The organism is Emticicia fontis (assembly GCF_054779675.1).
This window is the reverse complement of record NZ_BAAGXU010000066.1, coordinates 480,889-499,815: the sequence shown is the minus strand read 5'-3', so window position 1 is coordinate 499,815 and position 18,927 is coordinate 480,889. Positions and strand designations below refer to the sequence as shown.

14 protein-coding genes are annotated in these 18,927 nt (G+C 38.9%); 8 read left to right on the top strand and 6 right to left on the bottom strand.

Going from position 1 to position 18,927, the window contains the following annotated elements; all coding sequences use genetic code 11:
* Positions 1 to 10: 10 nt before the first annotated feature.
* Positions 11 to 616, bottom strand: a complete 606-nt coding sequence (locus tag ACYVFA_RS27490) for a hypothetical protein (RefSeq protein WP_460475073.1) — start codon at positions 614 to 616, stop codon at positions 11 to 13.
* A 187-nt stretch (positions 617 to 803) separates the two neighbouring features.
* On the opposite strand from ACYVFA_RS27490, the gene ACYVFA_RS27485 reads away from it, so the two are divergent.
* From ACYVFA_RS27485 to ACYVFA_RS27470, 4 genes are all read left to right on the top strand, one after another.
* Positions 804 to 1,121 carry a hypothetical protein gene (locus ACYVFA_RS27485; RefSeq protein ID WP_460475072.1) on the top strand — a complete coding sequence of 106 codons (318 nt, stop codon included), beginning with the start codon at positions 804 to 806 and terminating at the stop codon, positions 1,119 to 1,121.
* Positions 1,122 to 1,645: 524 nt separating this feature from the next.
* Entirely contained in the window at positions 1,646 to 4,618 is a 2,973-nt protein-coding gene (locus ACYVFA_RS27480; RefSeq protein ID WP_460475071.1) for a 3-coathanger stack domain-containing protein, read from the top strand.
* Positions 4,619 to 5,851: 1,233 nt separating this feature from the next.
* Positions 5,852 to 8,953, top strand: a complete 3,102-nt coding sequence (locus tag ACYVFA_RS27475; protein ID WP_460475224.1) for a SusC/RagA family TonB-linked outer membrane protein — start codon at positions 5,852 to 5,854, stop codon at positions 8,951 to 8,953.
* 22 nt (positions 8,954 to 8,975) lie between these two features.
* On the top strand, positions 8,976 to 10,538 hold the full coding sequence (locus ACYVFA_RS27470; protein WP_460475070.1) for a RagB/SusD family nutrient uptake outer membrane protein: 1,563 nt from the start codon (positions 8,976 to 8,978) through the stop codon (positions 10,536 to 10,538).
* Between the two features lie 96 nt (positions 10,539 to 10,634).
* Here the strand turns inward: ACYVFA_RS27470 and ACYVFA_RS27465 are convergent, their stop codons facing one another.
* The 3 genes from ACYVFA_RS27465 to ACYVFA_RS27455 form a co-directional block, all read right to left on the bottom strand.
* Positions 10,635 to 11,414 carry an SDR family oxidoreductase gene (locus tag ACYVFA_RS27465; protein WP_460475069.1) on the bottom strand — a complete coding sequence of 260 codons (780 nt, stop codon included), beginning with the start codon at positions 11,412 to 11,414 and terminating at the stop codon, positions 10,635 to 10,637.
* Positions 11,415 to 11,433: 19 nt separating this feature from the next.
* A complete protein-coding gene (locus tag ACYVFA_RS27460; protein ID WP_460475068.1) occupies positions 11,434 to 12,489 on the bottom strand; it encodes a serine hydrolase domain-containing protein in 1,056 nt (351 codons plus the stop codon).
* Positions 12,490 to 12,676: 187 nt separating this feature from the next.
* Positions 12,677 to 13,333, bottom strand: coding sequence for a class I SAM-dependent methyltransferase (locus ACYVFA_RS27455; protein ID WP_460475067.1), 657 nt, complete (start codon positions 13,331 to 13,333; stop codon positions 12,677 to 12,679).
* 107 nt (positions 13,334 to 13,440) lie between these two features.
* Here ACYVFA_RS27455 and ACYVFA_RS27450 point away from each other — a divergent pair, with 107 nt between their 5' ends.
* Entirely contained in the window at positions 13,441 to 13,914 is a 474-nt protein-coding gene (locus ACYVFA_RS27450) for a GNAT family N-acetyltransferase (RefSeq protein ID WP_460475066.1), read from the top strand.
* Positions 13,915 to 13,930: 16 nt separating this feature from the next.
* Here the strand turns inward: ACYVFA_RS27450 and ACYVFA_RS27445 are convergent, their stop codons facing one another.
* On the bottom strand, positions 13,931 to 14,194 hold the full coding sequence (locus ACYVFA_RS27445) for a winged helix-turn-helix transcriptional regulator (RefSeq protein WP_460475065.1): 264 nt from the start codon (positions 14,192 to 14,194) through the stop codon (positions 13,931 to 13,933).
* Complete coding sequence (locus ACYVFA_RS27440) at positions 14,137 to 14,289, bottom strand: hypothetical protein (protein ID WP_460475064.1); 153 nt, start codon at positions 14,287 to 14,289, stop codon at positions 14,137 to 14,139. Before ACYVFA_RS27440 ends, ACYVFA_RS27445 begins: the two co-directional genes overlap by 58 nt.
* 107 nt (positions 14,290 to 14,396) lie before the next feature.
* On the opposite strand from ACYVFA_RS27440, the gene ACYVFA_RS27435 reads away from it, so the two are divergent.
* The 3 genes from ACYVFA_RS27435 to ACYVFA_RS27425 all read left to right on the top strand — a co-directional run bounded on the left by ACYVFA_RS27435 (position 14,397) and on the right by ACYVFA_RS27425 (position 18,854).
* Positions 14,397 to 14,618 carry a hypothetical protein gene (locus ACYVFA_RS27435; protein WP_460475063.1) on the top strand — a complete coding sequence of 74 codons (222 nt, stop codon included), beginning with the start codon at positions 14,397 to 14,399 and terminating at the stop codon, positions 14,616 to 14,618.
* The gene (locus tag ACYVFA_RS27430; protein ID WP_460475062.1) at positions 14,615 to 14,962 is read left to right on the top strand and encodes a hypothetical protein; all 348 of its coding nucleotides are present in this window, start codon (positions 14,615 to 14,617) and stop codon (positions 14,960 to 14,962) included. The genes ACYVFA_RS27435 and ACYVFA_RS27430 overlap by 4 nt, the downstream gene beginning before the upstream one ends.
* 274 nt (positions 14,963 to 15,236) lie before the next feature.
* Positions 15,237 to 18,854, top strand: coding sequence for a M12 family metallo-peptidase (locus ACYVFA_RS27425; protein WP_460475061.1), 3,618 nt, complete (start codon positions 15,237 to 15,239; stop codon positions 18,852 to 18,854).
* Positions 18,855 to 18,927 lie beyond the last annotated feature (73 nt).

The window sequence follows — 18,927 nt, the reverse complement described above, 5'->3', positions numbered from 1 at the left end:
AAATCAATTATCAATTTTTACACCTAAAATCTACCCACAATTTATCCAGACTTTGCCAGACTTTATGGGTCACGGGTTGCGGAGATAATTCATAGAATACAAAAGTTTTATTTTCTCCTACACACGATTTCAGATGTACTTTACAATTAAGCGTGATAGGTATTTGCGCCATATAATCGGTCATTCTGATAGTACCTACATACGTTTGCAAATCATCTTTCTCTTTTTTTGTTTCCTTGAATGAAGTTTCAACAGGAATGATTCTTGGAATATTCCGGCCATTATTTTTTACCAGGCCTGTGTAATAGGCTTTCAGGTTATTGTTAAGAGTACTTACACTCATTTTTACGCCTCCATCCAGATACCATAAAAAGGCATAAGTCCAGTATTCGTCGCTGGTGGCTTTGCCCCAACCCGGTGTAAATCGAATATCCTCTACACCTTTATAGGGTATCTGAGGCGCAAAACTGATGGGGATAAGAAACCGCTCAATAGTCCAGTTTTTAGGAGTCGAAAGTTCGTAAGGCGCTTTCCATATATGACCGTCGAATGCCGGTGTTTGACCGGAAATGTCGATAGAAAATAGAGCAAGTATCAGGAATACTAAAGTCTTCATTTGTTTAAATAGGAATGGTTTATTTCTCAGGCAAACTTACTGAGAGTTCGGTTACTTATGAATAGGCTCAATGCTGTTTTAAGGATATTTAACACCAAAGTTATTCAGGATTATTGCTTGCCTTTTAAAATGCATCGTTTTGGCTGGCTTCGCACCAGTAGATACCATTAGGGTGAGGTATAACAGTATGATTCTACCAAAAAGCTCCCAAAATCCTTTGAAAGTACCCTATAAAGCCGGAAATTTAGAGAACGCCCAGTTGAGTTGGAAACTTAACATTATCACAATTATTGACATGGCCGAAGAAAAAAGAAAGAGCTACAAGCACAATACAGGTAACAGAGACATTACTGACTATAAACCTGAATATAATGAAACCGAATGTCTGTTTGAAAGAATGATTGGCTATACTTGCCGGCAGGTAATTTGGGAGTTGGTCAAGGTAATTCCACTCAATTGGAACCGGAAAAAAGGTAGACGCTACGGTGACTACCTTTTTGATTGAGGATTCTGTAAAAGTACCAACTATTAAATTAGGACTGGAAAAGATTACTCAAAAAGTGCCCTTATGGTGGGAACCTTTTTGTAGAAAGACAAGGGTGGTTTGCGAAAAATCAGTCTGAATTTGGGTAAGACAAACGGGGGATACCTACAATATCGGGAAATAAAATAGCTATGGGTGATTAGTTTATAGCCTTAATTATCTATAAAATCACGGCAAACCGTGATTGATTTTGATTTTCCTGTATTGTTGCTTTGATGAGAATTTAAGCCATGAGAAAATCATCAGCATGATGCTTTAAGCGTGTGTATCCGTCTTAGAAGAATACGCGATAACTCATAGTTCTGATGCGGGTATTTAGGCTTTATCGTCTGAAATCAATTACGGAAATTTCCTAAACTTAACATACGGCTACGAAATTACCACTAAGTAAAAAAATAGTAAGAAATCCAGCTGTTTTTTAAACAATTTCATACAAATAGATAAACTTTAGTGCCGGTTTTTCCTAAGCATTCAATTAACAAACCATGAAAAGAGCTTTTACATTCAGCCTATTATTTATTACTTCTTTATTTGTAAGGGCACAAATATTGCCGAATCCGATTGTTTTCTGTACGCAAATTCCTGAACCTATTGGTTTTTCTACCTCTTTAGAAACATTCGGGAATCATCATGGTAGTACTGAATCGGCTCCGAGAGGAGGTGACTTGTATATCCGTTATCCTAACGGAACATTAAAGAATCTCACTCAGGCCGCTGGGTATGGGCAAACAGGTTTTCAGGGAGCAACTTCCATAGCAGTACGTGATCCTGCCGTGTATTGGGATGGTACCAAAATCATATTCAGTATGGTGATTGGTTCTTCTACAACGAGGTATCAATACGGAACCTATTTCTGGCAGATTTACGAAATGACAGGTTTGGGAGAAAACGAAACACCTGTAATCACAAAAGTACCTAATCAGCCGACAAACTATAACAATGTGCAGCCCATTTATGGTACTGATGACCGCATCCTTTTTATATCAGATCGCCCTCGTAATGGTGCGGCGCATTTATATCCACAACATGATGAATATGAATCTTCACCTATTGTAACGGGCATCTGGCGGCTTGATCCTAAGGCTTGTTCGATGGCTGATGGGCTTGATTTGCTTACGCATTCGCCTTCAGGTGATTTTACACCTATCATTGATCATGCCGGCCGTGTGATTTTTACCAGATGGGATCACCTGCAACGTGACCAACAGGCCGATGCCGATGCCACAGAAGCACCAGTTTATGGTACATTTAATTATTCGGATGAAACAGCAGGGGCCACAAAATCAGAGAATGCTCCTGATAAAGAAGTGTTTCCAGAGCCCCGCCCGGGTCGTGATGATTTATTGGCATTGCCTCAATGGGCGAACACAAACCCGCAGAATTTCAATATATTTAATCCATGGATGATGAATGAGGATGGAAGTGAACTGGAAATCCTCAATCACTTAGGGCGTCATGAAATGGGTAATTATATGACTCAGAACTTTACGAATGACCCTAATCTGCACGATTTTTATACACCCATTAGTCCGACACCCATTCGGGGGATGTTTCATATTCATGAGTCACCTGTAAAGCCTGGTATTTATTATGGCATTGAAGCGCCCGAATTTGGCACACATGGCTCGGGGATGGTAGTAAAAGTAAATGCACCTCCGGGCAGGCATCCTGAACAAATTACCTTTCAGTATGTCACACATCCAGCTACCAGAACGGCCGACGATTCAAATACCCCGTCGCCTAATCATTCAGGGATGTATCGTAACCCAATTCCACTCTCTGATGGCAGGCTGATTGCGGCACACTCGCATTCGCCCAAACATGATGAGAATATAGGAACTGCAACGGCCCGTATCAGTCGCTATGATTACCGCATCCGACTACTGGATTCTACGGCAAGTGGCTATTTTATAGCGAACGCTTCAGCCTTAACCGGTGCAGGTATCTCAAAAACTGTTTCCTGGTGGAGTCCTGACGAAATGATGACTTTTAGCGGCGTGCTGTGGGAAACATATCCCATAGAAGTAAGGGCAAGACCTCGCCCGACAAACCCCACTACTAACCCAGAACACGTAGCACCATCAGAACAGGCGCTTTTTACAGCTGCCGGAGTAAACCTGCATGATTTTCGTAAATTCCTTCGCCGGAATAATCTGGCAGTTCTGGCTATCCGTGATGTAACCAGCCGTGATGATGCAGATCAGCAACAGCCTTTTAATCTGAAAGTTTTCGGTTCGGCACATCAGACGATTAATCCGGCTTATCCGAACACAATTTATGAGGTAAAACACCTGCAATTTTTGCAAGCAGACCAGATTCGGGGTATTGGCGGAATTAACACACCCAAAGCTGGTAGACGTAATATCGCACAGTTTCTGCATGACCCAACTGCTATGTTATATAACCCACCGACAACAGGCGCACAAGGCAGCGCCAATATTCATGCAGATGGCTCAGCGGCTATGGTAGTGCCTGCTAAACGGGCTCTTACGTGGGAGTTGACTGATCAGAACAATAAGGGAATCGTACGTGAGCGTTTATGGCTAAGTGCCAGACCGGGAGAAGTAAGAACCTGTACCTCATGCCATGGCGAAAGTACTTTGAATCAGGCAGGACATACTTCGCCAACCAATGCACCGCAGGCGCTCACCACTCTTTTGAATCATATCAAGCTAATAGATACTGATAATGATGGCGTAAAGGATATTTATGATGCTTATCCTAACGATGCTAATAAGCAGATTGCGGAGGCCGTGAACGAAAACTTTACATCGAATCTGGCTAACTGGATTAACCAGAACCTGAACAATGATGCTACTGCCTGGACTACCCAGAGTACCACCTGTCATACCAATTCGGCCATGATTGATAACCGCACCAATGATAATACAGGCAGGATAGACCGATTAAGACGCATCATTGACATGACAAATATGGATGTAGCCACACTCACTTTTGATGTGGCTTATGCCCGCTATGATGCCAACAAGTTTGATCAGTTGCGTGTATGGGTTGTAGCCTGCGATGGTACGCAACAACTCGTTTATGATAAAGCCGGGAGCACTCTCGCCACTGCTCCTGACCAGACTTCTTTGTTTACACCGATGGCCTGTAACCAATGGCGAAAGGAGACCATTAATTTATCAGCCTTTGCCGGGCGAGCCGTGCAGATAGTTTTTGAGGATGTAGGAGGGAATGGAAACAGGCTCTTTTTAGATAATATACTGGTGCAGGAAACTGGAGACCCCTGCCCGAATAACCGGACTTTATCAGGTAGTATACCAGCGGGTAAGTATGATGCCGCTACTGTAATTCTTACCCAGAACAACACTGCTACCAAGGTTTTACCTGCGTCTGTCGTAACTATGAATGCAGGTAATTCTATAACCCTGCTGGCAGGCTTTGAAGCCCAGAATGGCAGTACTTTCAGAGCCTATATTGGAGGGTGCGGGAAGTAAATTATCATTGAAAATGAGTAGAAATCTTTGAAAAGTGAAGATTGAAAATCAATGGAATGTGCTGATAGAATAGATAAGAGAATAGGGGATTTTAATAGAATCATTTGACTTTTAATGCTCTCAATTCCTTATCTATTTTATCAATTTCTGAGGATTTAGTGGCAAAAGCCTCAATACACGTCCTGGTCAATGAGATGTTTTTCCTGGTTGTAAGTATATTTAATATTTTCCCACATTACCAGGGCCACGAGCATTGGCGCTTTCGCGTCCTCAAAAAGTATTTAGATATGCAATTGTTCGGGTATGATTATCTTACCAATTTGCCATTATAATTGCGACCCGAATACTCTTTTATATTGATTTAATCTGAATAACGTCAACTGGATCAAAAAACGTATTAAAACGGCTATCTTCAGCAGTAAGCTTAGTGTATTGCCAGCGTAAATTTAAATGTCAATTTGCTCGTAATCAATAAATCATTCCATCGAGTTTAAGCGCATTTATGTCAACGACGATGAATTAGCTATTTTTCATATTTTTAGTCATTTAATGGTTTATTTAAAAAAAATACCAAGTATCCATAAATGATTGACATATAGAAAATATAATTTCTTCAGTAAGTACCTATCCTGAAATTCTACCTGATTTATCGACTATATAAGCCTGACGGTATAATATTCAACCAATACTGTATTTTTCATTTATAATTTTGGGCATCGGAAAAATTAAAGTTGAAATAAAAATATTCATAAATGAATCATTGAATGAAACAACAATCTTTCATCTGAAAGACTTGCGATTTCAGCGAGCCTCTTTCGTAAAAACTTTTTATTCTTTAGAATAAAATTAGGTTAATAAAAAAAATGCTTGTTGCCTTGCGACAAGCATTTTTCTATCACTTAAACCTTAATCAAGCTTTTATGAATACAGCCATTAAATCATTGTTTTTTAATAAATTTTAATAAAAAATATAACATTAAAAATTTTTTTAATAAACCATATTGCATTTTGCCGATGTTTTATGTTGTTTTACAGACATTTTCATATTGCCCTAATTTTATAACCCGCGACTTAGAAGTATTTACCTATGCTTTTTTCTATCCATAACAACTATAAGATCTTCAACTTCATAGATGTCTCTAACCTTTATCTATGTCTTTGTCCCCTTAAATTAAATTCGTATTTATTAACAAAAACAACAATTCTACTATGGGAAAAAAGTACCTATTGAGCATGCTTATGCTTTTTATGAGTTTGAGCATAATCTACGCACAAGAACGAACAATTAAAGGCAAGGTGACGGATGCCGGTGATAACTCAGGAATGCCTGGAGTTACAGTTGGCGTAAAAGGAACTACAAAAGGAGTAATTACAGATGGCGAAGGTATGTATACAGTTAGTGTAGTCAATGGCGCTACGCTTGTATTCTCTTATATTGGCTACGAGACAAAAGAAGTAGCAGTAGGTAACCAGTCAGAAATCAACGTGGCAATTACCGCTTCTGCAACTACTTTGAACGAAACTATCGTAATTGGTTACGGTACATTGAAAAAATCTGACTTGACAGGTGCAGTTGGTTCAGTGAGAGAGGCGCAATTAAAAGAGCGTCCTTCTACTTCACTTAATCAGGCTTTATCTGGTAGAATGGCAGGGGTACAGGTAAATACTAACTCTGGTCGCCCGGGTGGTAGAGCAAATATCCGTATCCGTGGTTTTAGCTCAATCAACTCTTCTAACAACCCGTTGTATGTAGTGGATGGTGTAATGCTTCCACAAGGAAACCAAGCACAATTTAGCTCGGCTATTGATTACATCAGCCCTGATGATATCGTATCAGTAGAAGTATTGAAAGATGCTTCGTCTACAGCTATCTACGGTGCAAGAGGTGCTAATGGTGTAATTTTGATTACAACCAAAAAAGGAAAAGCGGGCCAAAGCCAGGTATCTTACAGCACAGACTTAAGCGTGAACACTATCGGACCAAACAGACCGGAAGTATTGAATGCGAAAGAATATCTGGCAACTGAAGATTTGGCATGGGCCAATATGGAGAAATTTGACCCCGTTGGTTGGGCAGCAGGAAAATGGGCGTATCTGAACCCAAAATTGCGTCGTACTGACCCAAGAATTTTTGATGCGAATGGCAATCCGAAATATGATACCGACTGGTTGAAAGAAGCTACGCAAAACAAACTTTCACAAAACCATCAGTTAGGTTTCACAGGTGGTAACGACCGTGCACAATATGCACTTTCATTAGGTTACCGTGATGATCAGGGTTTAGTAAAAACTACCTATCTGAAGCGTTATTCAGCGCGTTTCACTGTTGATGACCAGATTAAATCATGGTTGAAAATCGGTGGTACTTTAGCTTATAATAACCAGACAGAAAGATTGGCCGACATCAATGATGCTGTAGCGAGACAAATCGTGGAAGATTTTCCTTTCTTGCCTGTAAAATATGAAGATGGTACTTATGCTAATAACAGAGACTATCCTTTTGCAGAAGGTACAATGAGTTCGGTACACCGTTTGATGGGTCGTAAGTATATTTTGAATACTCAAACTACTACAGGTAGCTTGTACTCAAACATTACTTTCGCCAAAGGATTAGAAATGCGTACGGTTTTGGGTATCAACGTATTGACCCAGGAACAAAACGAGTCAAGCACCAGAACACTTGAAATCGGTGCGCAAGGTACAGCGTCTGCACGTAACAGAAAAGAAAGCTTCTGGTCATTGGAAAACTACCTGACTTATACTAAGCAAATCAACGAGAACCACTCTTTAACAGCTTTAGCAGGTATTTCCTGGCAACAAACAGACTTTTTCAGAATTGCTTCAATTGTACGTGGTTTTGCAACCGACTATTTTGGCTTCAATAACTTAGGTGCAGGTAGTACCAACCCTCAGGTTGAGTCTGATGCATCAAGAAATGCCTTCAACTCGTATTTCGGTCGTATCAACTATACTTTAATGAACAAGTATTTGTTTACTGTAACAGGTCGTGCGGATGGTTCATCTAAATTTGGAGAAAACCATAAATTCGCATTCTTCCCATCTGCTGCAGTAGCTTGGAAAGTATCAGATGAAGAGTTTTTGAAAACAAACTCTGTTATCTCAAACTTGAAACTTCGTGCAAGTTTTGGTTTAACTGGTAACTCTGAAATCCCTCCATATTCTTCATTGTCATTATTAAGCTCTACCTATGCTGCCGTTATTGGCGATACGAGAGTATCAGGTACAGGTATCAGCCGTTTGGCTAACCCTGATTTGAAATGGGAAAAAACTGCACAAACTGACGTAGGTATCGAATTAGGTTTATTCAAAGGCAGAGTTTCAATCGAAGCAGATTATTACTACAGAAAAACTACTGATATGTTATTAGATGCCCCTGTACCTCGTACAAGTGGTTATGCAACAATCAGAAAGAACGTAGGTTCAATGCAGAACAAAGGTGTTGAATTTGCTATCAACACTGTAAATATTGAAAGAGCAGGATTCCAATGGACAAGTAACTTCAACATCTCATTTAACCGTAACAAAGTACTTTCTTTGGCAACCCCATCTGATATCTTCGGAGTAGGTGGTCCTAACTTTACTAACCAGACTAACATCATTCGTATAGGCGAGCCAGTTGGTTCATTCTGGGGCTTAACTCGTCTGGGTGTATGGAGCGAAGCAGAAAGAGAGCAAGCAGCTAAATTTACCAGTTATAGAAATGGTTTGACTATTCTACCTGGTGATATTAAGTACAAAGATGTGAATGGAGACAACGCTATCACTGATGCTGACCGTTCGATTATCGGTAATGGAAGCCCATTAGCTTGGGGTGCATTTACTAACACGTTGCGCTACAACAATTTTGATTTGACATTAGAATTGCAATATTCTTTAGGAAACGATGTAATGATGATGAACCTTCATGCAAGTGAAGACCGTCAGGCTTTAGCGAACAGCTACTCTTCTGTATTAAACGCATGGACTCCTACTAACCAGAGCTCAATGATTGCACAGATTCGTGATACAAGAGCAGGATATGTGACAAACGTAGATAGCTGGTGGATCAAAGATGGTTCGTTCTTACGTGGTAAAAACCTATTGTTAGGGTATAATTTCCCTAGTAGTGTAGTTAACAAACTAAAATTAAGCCGTTTAAGAGTGTATGCTTCTGCTCAGAACTTCTTCTTATTATTAACTGATAAGATTATTCAGGATCCTGAGGTAACACCAACCAACCAGGGTGATGGTAGCAGCGCATTCTCGCAAGGGATGATGTGGCACAACTATCCTAAACCAACAGTTTACATGGCAGGTTTACAGCTTACATTTTAATTAATTTAAAGAATTTTTGAATATGAAATTGAATATATTAAAAAACTTTAGCAAAATATTCGTCAGCGGAGCTATCCTGTTCAGTGCCGTTGGCTGTTCCGATTTCCTGAAAGAGAATGCCCCTTCTAACTTAACACCAACCAGTTTTTATACCATTCCAGATCATGCCGAATCAGCGATTGCTTCAGCATATGCTGATATGCGTATAATTTATGATGGTGCAGGTATTTTCTCATCTACCTGGCAGTTGTTAGAAGCCCCTACAGGTACTTCTACTACCGAAACAGCGCAGAATTCAGATTTGAATAACCTGTATGGTCTGGTTTATGATGGCAATACGCAACACGTAATTAACTATTGGAATGGCCTATACAAAGTAGTTGCGCAGGCAAATCAGGTATTGGAGAAAGTACCACCTATCACGCCAATGGATGCAGCCCAGAAAAATAGAATATTAGGAGAAGCGAAATTTTTACGCGCCTGGGCTTATTTCTATATCGTAAGATTGTGGGGAGATGCTCCGTTGGTTACTAAGCCTCAAACAGCCTCTTCAGAAGACTTTTTCCCAAGCAGAGCTCCACAAGAGGAGATTTATAAGCTGATTGTTGACGACCTGACAGCCGCTGAAGGTGCAGGTTTAGCCTGGATGAACTCAAATGGTCGTGTTTCTACTGCTGCCGTAAAATCTTTATTGGCAAAGGTTTATTTAACAATGGCGGGCTTTCCACTTAATAAGGGAGCGGCTCATTACAAATTAGCAGCAGATAAAGCAAACGAGGTAATTACGTATGCAAATGCAAATCCGTCAAGTATCAACCTTTTCCCTACATACTACGATGTACATAAGGAAAGCCTGAAAAATACGGTAGAGCATATTTTCATGGTTCAGTACAATACAACAGTTGCGGGTAACCCAATGGATAATATGTATCCTAACTTTAAACCGGTTACTTACAATGGCCCATCTGGTACAGGTAGTACTGTTCCGACTCCGCAGTTCTATAACTCGTTTGAGAAAGGTGACCTTCGCGCTAAAAATCAGGAGGGATATTTCTATACCTCTTATTATACCAACGGTAACGGTGCTCCGTTTGAGTTAGGCGCTCCTTATATCTTCAAGCACTTTAACATAACTGCCAATGGGGGCCCGGGTGTAGCAGGTTCTCGTAACAATAACCTGAACGTACCGTTGATTCGTTATGCTGAGGTATTGTTAACATATGCTGAAGCACAAAACGAAGTAGGCGGCCCATCACAAGGTGCTTATGACGCTTTCAAAAGAATTAGAGACAGAGCACAATTGACTACTCCTGCTTTGGGTACTTACTCTAAAGACTCTTTCAGAGAAGCAGTTTGGAGAGAGCGTTGGCATGAACTATGCTATGAAGGTATCACCTGGTTTGACATGGTGCGTCTGAGAAAAGTATACAATGAAGCAACAAACGGTTTCGATAACTTTGTAGGACACGTTAACCCAAGTTCTAAACAAGCTTTGGCAGATAAACATTTATTGATGCCATTGGGTAAACAAGAAATGTTGAACAACCCGAACCTGAAACCACAGAACCCGGGATATCCTAACTAATATTGATTAGCTTGATATAACAAAAGCGGATTATGAGTCATCATAGTCCGCTTTGTTTTATGTGTGCAGACGCTACAGGGACAATTTGGGAAATTGTCATACATAAATATTCTTCAAATACTCTTCCCACTTTATCCCATTCACAGCATTTTCGAGGCATAAATTAATACCAGTTGTAAATACCTGATGAAACGCCATAGCTGGCTCAACATATTCTATATCTTCACTTCTACCTGATTGAGCAAAGTAGGCTTGTATCATTGCTTCTAATGTAAGTACTTCTGGCCCACCAATAGTAGTAATAGTATTAATAGGCTTTCTATCTATTAAGTCAATTATAGCTGCCGCAGCATCTATTTTATCAATAGATTGGAATTGCATATTAGCCGGTATTTGTATAGACCTGCCAATGCCTTGGTCAAAGACCTGAATGATTCTATATAATACCAAATCGTGAAATTGTGTAGCTCGCAAGATAGAGTAGGGCAGACCAGAAGTTTTAATCAATTTTTCAACTGCATATTTGGTCTGATAATAAGGATAATCACTTTTATCTACGCCTGTAATAGATATGTAGATAAAATGCTTGCAATTATTACCATCCAAAAGAGCTAATAAATTCTTTGTGCCTTCTATATCTACTACCTGTGCATTACGTGGATTGCTAGCACAATGAATGATAATATCTGAACTTGCAATGCCTTCTCCTAAACTGGTTGAATCAGTTAAATCGCCTCGAATGATATTAGTGAAAAAGTCTATCTCTGGTTTTTCTCTGTAGCTTAATATATTGACAACATAACCTTTTTTAAGGAGTTGTTTTGCTATTTCCTGTCCTAATGTTCCGGTTCCACCTGTAATGAGTACTGATTGCATAGATTTAAATAGGGATTTGTCAATTGGTTTTCTTTTCCACAATATTCCTTATTTTTTCTCTGATTTGTAGACTAATCATATTACTTAATTTAGGGTCAGTCTTCGTAAAAATAATGCCTGCCAGATGATTCTTGCTATCCTGCCATGGATGACTACCAAATAAACCTGGACTACTGGTTTCCCATACAACACCATTGGTATCTACTACATCTAACCAGTTGCCGATACCATATCTGATACCTGTATTTTTATAAACGGAATAAGGATTGGCGGGGTATGGGGTACCTTCAATTGTAGCTTTATTGGTCTGGTCTTTCAACATTTCAGCAACCGCGTTTTCGCTCAATACTCTTTTAGATTGGTAAGTACCTTTGTTGGCAATCATTTCCAGAAAATGCAGATAGTCTTCGGCAGTAGTATAACCTCCGCCGGCAATAATTGGGTTTCGGAGTGAAAGATAAGTAACGGCCAGATTACAGGGTGTCGCAATTTTTTCATTAAAAAGTGTCTGCCAGGCTTTGCCTGATACAATCTCTGCAATTCTTCCACCGATTTGCATACCAATACTTCCATAGTTAAACGTAGTACCAGGTATATGTATCATGGCTGTGTGAACAGCTAAAGAATCAACGGCTTGCGCTAATGAAAGAGAGGTGCTATACTCATAGCCTTCAGGAGAATCACCAGGGAATCCTGAAGTATGGGAGAATAATTGCCTGATTGTAATATTCCCTTTTTTATATTTGGTAAATATTGGTAAGTATTTGCCGACGGTATCATTCAATGAAAGCTTGCTTTCATCAACTAAGGACATAATCACAGCACCAGATAGCCATTTGGAAGCTGAAGCAATAGCTTTGGCATCATTTGGTGTCATATTATGCTCTTTTTTATAAATCAGTTTGCCATTTTGCAATACCATTACCACTACCTGATTGGCATATACAGAGGCATTTTCTTCTATAAAAGCATCAACCGAAGAAAAATCGTAATTGATTGGAGTAGGGTCATTAGGCTGGCACGAAAAGAATGTAATAACAAGTAATAGTAGCGTTGCAGTGGATAGTTGTTTCATGAAATTTTTCGTTGGTTTAAATGAGGCTTTTCTAAAAAGAGGATTGAGTTCTTAAAACAAAAGTTTTTATTAGACTGTAAGGCTAGGCTTAGGTTTAACCAAGAAAAATAATAGCTTTGATTTTATTCGTAGAAACCGATGCAGTGAATAAGAGAATATTTTGAACAGATTGGGCCTTTGAGTACGACTAAGCCTTTTCAGACAACACAATTAAAGAACCGACAGAGACGGTTTCGCCATTGATTTCCTGGTCAGGTTCTTGTTCTTCTATAGCTTCTACTACTTCAAAACCATTTTCTGCCAGAAGCGTACACAACTCTTCTTTAGAATACATTGTAAAACCAAATTGTGTGAACGCATATTGTTCCATAATTTCTCTGGGCCTGATAGCTATCAATAATTGCCCTTCCGGTTTTAAGACCCTTTTTATTTCGTTAAGTACTTGTGGCGGATTTTCCCAGAAATAAAGCGTATTTACAGTAAAAACTTTATTGAAAGTAGGCAAGTCAAATGGTAAAGCATCAGCAGAAGCCAGAAAGAATTTAGCCTGATGATTATTGATAAATTCCTGATTGTATTGGATAGCTGCCTGTACCATTTCTTCCGAAAAATCACAGCCAATATAATGAATAGAGTGGGCTGAATTAAGAATGTCTTTTACAAAGAAGCCATTGCCCATGCCTATTTCAAGAATTACTTCATTGGCTTGTGCATTGAGCTTATTAATGGCCCAGACGTTCATGAACTGATTTCCCTTATTCATTCTTTCTCCTACTTCGATAGCGTGTTCTCCATGCGGTTGCTTCAACTGGCGGGCTATCTCTTTCAATGTTTCTTCGTGCATATTTTGTTATGTATATCTACGAAAATAACGCTAAAAAATGAATAGTGTTTAAATTTCTTGTAATCTTGATTGGAGGTAGTTGACAAATTGAGAAAAGCATAATAGATTTGCCACAACACTTAATCACCTCCTTAGCACCTAAAAAGAATAGTATTTTGATAGTAAGAGTCGCAGAACTTCAAGCCAATGATTTACCTGCCTTGCGTGAGCTATACTTAAAAGTTCGCCAGGCAACCTTTACCTGGTTCGATACCAGTGATTACCAACTATCTGCTTTTGATACCGATACTGCGGGAGAATATACCTTAGTAGCGCATATAGATGATGTAGTTGTAGGTTTTGTTTCAGCCTATCTGCCGGATAATTTTATTCATCATTTGTACGTAGATGTTAATTATCAAAAGCATGGGGTAGGAACCGGACTCTTAAAAGCTATACTCGAAAAACTAAAACCTCCGGTTGGGCTTAAATGTCTGGAAAATAACAAAAGCGCAGTAGCTTTTTATGAGAAACATGGTTTTAAGCCCGCAAAGAAAGGCGTATCAGTAGAGGGAGTTTATATTCTCTTTGAGCATAAATAAGAGATGGAGAAGTAAATTATTCGCCTTGCTTCTCCATATCTTTCAAGCCCCATGCCTGCATGGTGTAAATAACAGGCATTAATGATTCGCCATATTCCGTAAGTTTGTATTCTACTCTGGGTGGAATTTCGGCGTAAATGATGCGCTCAAGAACTTTATCTTCTTCCAGTTCGCGCAACTGGTTTACCAGCATCTGCTTGCTGATGTTGGGGATGATTTTTTTTAACTGGCTGAAACGGTTGTAGTTTTGTTGATCAGCCAGATAATCAGCACCTTCCACTTGCCACCTGTCCGGTTCAGAAAATGGGTTACCGGACAATTGTGCGGATTAAAATCTTTATTCTTTCTCCGGTTTGAAGCGGCTGTTTTTTCCATTGGTCTAAAAAAATGTACTAGGGTCGAAAACACTGACTACTTGTCTGATTTAGACAAAGATAAGAAATTGCTTCATCAAAACAGTTTAAACACAAAAAGACATGACCATGGAAGCGATAAAAGCCTTTATTCATGGCGGAGAGTGGGTGAGTATTACGCCCGAAGTTAGACCCAGTATTACCAAATCGGCTGCCGGAGATATTCAGCCTTTTTACCTTACCAGAGTTTTTAAGTATGGGTCTGGTGATACCTTTGAATGTGTGGTAACCAACTATGCTGACGCTAATGCTAAAGTGCCTTTAGTAAAAATTGAAACTAAGGGCATTTGAGCTGGCAGGGAGCGCACCCGATTGCTGAAAGCGCACAAAAAGTAGATTATGTAGCTGATACAGCTTATGAAGTGACGCCCCTGCATCAGGGCTTTGCAGACGCCATCAATAAATTCCCGGCCGAAGGTTTAGACCCTTGGCAAGTAAACCGCATGCAGGATGTAAAAGGTAAATCCTTTCCGGCTTTTGGTCTTACAGCGGGTGATATTTATATAGATTATGACCTGATTTATGTCTACAACGATTTGTTTTTCAACGGCAGCAAAAACGTAGATGGCAGGCCATTTGATAAGCCAGAAAACAGACCTATCAATTTGCAGGTGCCATTGGTTAGAAAGAAATGAAGGAGTATTTGAAGGAAGGAAGCTACTCAATAGCTGTTAAATACTAAAATTAGAGAAACATGTGCCATTCTTAATTTCAGGATTGGCACATTTTTTATTTGGAGAAAGTAAACAATAATTAAAAATGTGTATTTTTACACGCTGAAACTATTGTTGTGCTAAGACTTTTCTACTTGATTTTTATCAAAAACAGCTGTTGAACTAAAATCTGAGCATTCCAACAAATGTAGGCTACCTGAATTTTATTCCTAACACATTACTACTACTCCTTTTTATGAAGAGAATTTACTCGCTATTAGCTTTTTTTTTGTTAGGTTTCAATGTGTTGAATGCACAGAAGAACTTCCCTGATGTACCTACTTGCGGTACAATAGAAGACGCGCAATCGACTGAGGCAATCATGCAAATGATGAAAAAGATTGCGTTGAAAAATACCAGCAAACTTAGAACAAAGGACTTTCCAATGCGTGAATGTCTGATTGCTGTAAGTGTTGACAAAACGCTGTTTGACTTCTATATGGGTGATAAAGAAATTATCAGAAACAGAGTTTATGAATTGTTTTCTCAAGTGTCGGCATTGTATGAGAAAGAACTAGGCATTAAAATCACAGTTTCATATATAGAATTCTGGGAAAACAGAGCGTATACTAACCTTAGTGAATTGGATCAGTATTGGGCAACTATCTCACAAAAGGAAGTAAAAAGAGACCTTGTTCATTTATTAAAAACAGATAATGTTGATAGAGGTGCTGCCGGAATTGGATACCTTGGTTATGGAGTAGCCTCTACTGGTTTTGCTAATTATTCCTCGGCTGTATTAACCATTGCACATGAAATAGGCCATAATCTGGGTTCACCGCATACACATAGTTGTCTTTGGCCCGGAGGTCCTATCGATTGGTGCTCCTATGAAAATGGTATTAAAGAAGGCTGTATGGACTATGAATCTTCGCAGAGCCGTATTGGCACGGTGATGAGCTATTGTGGGAACAGGAAGCTTAGTTTCCATCCTTTATGTATTGAGTTGATGAAAGGTTGGGCAGAAGACGTTTATGGATTCCCTATTATCAATAATGTCCCTGCCAACCCGGCGATAGCTAGTGAAAATCTTCAGTTAACTAATCTGCCATTGACTCCATTTCTGAACTGGAATTATAGCAGCACTACAGATAAATATCGTATACAGGTTTCTGAAACAGCCAATTTTTCTTCAGTTGTAAACGATTCTACCTTAGCCTATAATCAATTTCAGGCGTATAATCTTAAACCGGAAACCAAATATTATTGGAGAGTAAAAGCCCGTAATACGAAAGGCGAAAGTAACTGGTCAGAAATTGGAGAATTCACCACCGATAAAATGACTGATTTACCTCCTATACCTGTCATAAAAGGTCCATTGAATGGTGCAAAGGATATTAATACGGCTAATCTTTCTTTTTATGCTTCTCTAACAGCTACTGAGTATGAAATAGAATTGATTGATGAGGTTTCTCTAAGGTATTTCGGCACAAGAGACTACAATATCATAAAAACTACTGAAACCTCTGTAAGTATTGATATATATGAGGATAGGTATAAATATAGATTTCAACCTGATTGTAAACTATATTGGCGGGTGAGGGCAAAAAATAGTGCTGGTTATAGTCTGTGGTCAAAATATCATACTTTTGAAAAAGGAGTAAAATTATTAAGAGCCTATCCGAATGATCAGGCGGTAGATATACCTACGAATACGGTATTTTCTTGGGAAAGTAGCGAAACTCATGTCGATAGAAAAACAGAATTGCAGGTTTCTACACAAAAAGATTTCTCAGCCAATGTTATTTCTCAACAATATGCCTTCAATGAAATGAACAAAATAGGCTTCTCTACTTTTTTGGGTAAAGGTAATTTAAGTCTACAACCTGATACAAAATACTACTATAGAGTAAGAGACGCGCTTAATCCGGATATTGTATGGGTGAATAATTCATTTACTACCGTAAGCAATAGTACTGAATCGAGTAAGTGGAAGTTGATTAATGATTTTAATAGCCCTTTGAGGAAATGGACCTATATCAATTCATTCTATATGAACCCTCAGAATAACAAAATATGGATTGGAGCTAATGGAGCAAAGCTGACTGATGGTATAAACTGGACAGAAGACCATGATATATTTACTACAAGAGGAGCGTTGGAAGAGGGCATAGCGGCTATGACTGTTGATGGTAAAGGAAGTTTATGGGCCGTTAATGGTGAAAGATTATTGAAGTTCAATAATCAGGAAATTACAATATTTGATGAGTCAGATTCTCCTTTCAACAATTTGCTTTCAGGTGTTGTTGCTGATAAGGATGATAACATATATACGTTACTGGGCCAGTATAATAGTTTACCAATGGTTTTATGCAAATATGATGGGAAAAACTGGAGCCAATTGGAAGGAGCGCCTTTTGATACTACTGACCCACCTTTTTTACTTGTGGATTCAGAAAGTAATATATGGGGTGCTGATAGTCGTAAATTAGCAAAATTAGTAGGTAATCAATGGGTATCCTATCCGATTGATAGAAATCTGGTGTATTATACAGAGGGGGTATTTCCTGATAAAGCAGGTAATATCTGGTTAATAACCCCATACAATATTCTGAAATTTACAAAGGATGGTACTTTTACCTCAATGAATCCGGCGGGTTATTCCTATTTTAGCTATCCTTCTATGACATTCAATAAAGATAATATCCCTTATCTTACTTTTAGTGATGGGAGAGACCATGCTAAGCTGTTGAAATATGTAGATAATCAATGGGTAGATTTAAGTAAAACACCTATACCATTAGAAGCGAATAACAAAAATATTACAGAGATGAGCTTCGATCGCTCTAATCGATTATGGATAGTTACTCTATTTAATGGTATTTTTATTTATGACGAGAAAGGCACTGTACGTTCTCAGGCAATAAAAACAGATGCGGTAGATGTTAAGTATATTAATTCTGCCCCTTTTGTTCTAAGTGCTACAGCTACTTCGGGCTTGCCTGTATCTTTTACTATTATTTCAGGGCCAGCTACTATTTCTGATAATAAGGTTGTACTTAGCAAAGAACCAGGTAAGGTAGTTGTGAGAGCTTCTCAGGAAGGAAATGAAAATTTTGAACCTGCCGAGAATGTCGAGTTTTCATTTGAAGTAAAAGTAAAGCAAACGCAACAAATCAGCTTTAACGCTTTACCATCAAAAACAGTAGGTGATGCGCCTTTTCAGCTAGTGGCAACCACGAGTTCTGGTTTGCCGGCTCAATTTTCAATAGTTTCAGGCCCGGCTACTATAAAGGATAATACACTTACAATCACTGGGGCTGGAAAGGTAATAGTAAAAGCTACGCAGATAGGTAACGATGAATATCTGGCGGCCTCAGAAATAATAGTGGAGTTTTGCGTATTGCCTAAAAAGGCTACGATTACTTCAGACGCCACTAATCCATTCCTGTTAAGATCAAGCGCCATCAGTGGAAACCAATGGTATCTTGATGGAGTAAAGATTCCGGGAGCCACATCTTTTACCTATTTAAGTGAAAAGAATGGGAAATATAGTGTAGAAATAGCGAACCCTGATAAAAGCTGTGCCTCAGCTATGTCTGATGTTTTTGAATTAATGGTATTGTCAGTAGAAGAACAATGGACAAAAGGGATAAAGATATTCCCGAATCCTATTGTATCCCATATATCTGTATCTCTTCCGTCAGGTATTTTACTTGAAAAAGTAACTATCTATGATATAGCCGGAAAGAAAGTCTATGAAAGCCAGAACAAGCAGGATAAATTTGATACATCAAATTTAGCAAAGGGGATATTCTTTGTCGACATACAAACTAATAAAGGCCGAGCGTTGAAAAAGATAGTGAAAGAGTAATCAACGAATCTTAGTTTCTCTGGTTTTATGGTCAAATTTAGAGTTCCCTTTAATGATTGGCTATAAAATCAGA

Coding starts and splice junctions, on each gene's coding strand:
- ACYVFA_RS27490 (WP_460475073.1), bottom strand. CDS start 616: ATGAAGACTTTAGTATTCCTGATACTTGCTCTATTTTCTATCGACATT.
- ACYVFA_RS27435 (WP_460475063.1), top strand. CDS start 14,397: ATGGAAGCGATAAAAGCCTTTATTCATGGCGGAGAGTGGGTGAGTATT.
- ACYVFA_RS27440 (WP_460475064.1), bottom strand. CDS start 14,289: ATGGAAAAAACAGCCGCTTCAAACCGGAGAAAGAATAAAGATTTTAAT.
- ACYVFA_RS27485 (WP_460475072.1), top strand. CDS start 804: ATGATTCTACCAAAAAGCTCCCAAAATCCTTTGAAAGTACCCTATAAA.
- ACYVFA_RS27470 (WP_460475070.1), top strand. CDS start 8,976: ATGAAATTGAATATATTAAAAAACTTTAGCAAAATATTCGTCAGCGGA.
- ACYVFA_RS27425 (WP_460475061.1), top strand. CDS start 15,237: ATGAAGAGAATTTACTCGCTATTAGCTTTTTTTTTGTTAGGTTTCAAT.
- ACYVFA_RS27480 (WP_460475071.1), top strand. CDS start 1,646: ATGAAAAGAGCTTTTACATTCAGCCTATTATTTATTACTTCTTTATTT.
- ACYVFA_RS27475 (WP_460475224.1), top strand. CDS start 5,852: ATGCTTATGCTTTTTATGAGTTTGAGCATAATCTACGCACAAGAACGA.
- ACYVFA_RS27455 (WP_460475067.1), bottom strand. CDS start 13,333: ATGCACGAAGAAACATTGAAAGAGATAGCCCGCCAGTTGAAGCAACCG.
- ACYVFA_RS27465 (WP_460475069.1), bottom strand. CDS start 11,414: ATGCAATCAGTACTCATTACAGGTGGAACCGGAACATTAGGACAGGAA.
- ACYVFA_RS27460 (WP_460475068.1), bottom strand. CDS start 12,489: ATGAAACAACTATCCACTGCAACGCTACTATTACTTGTTATTACATTC.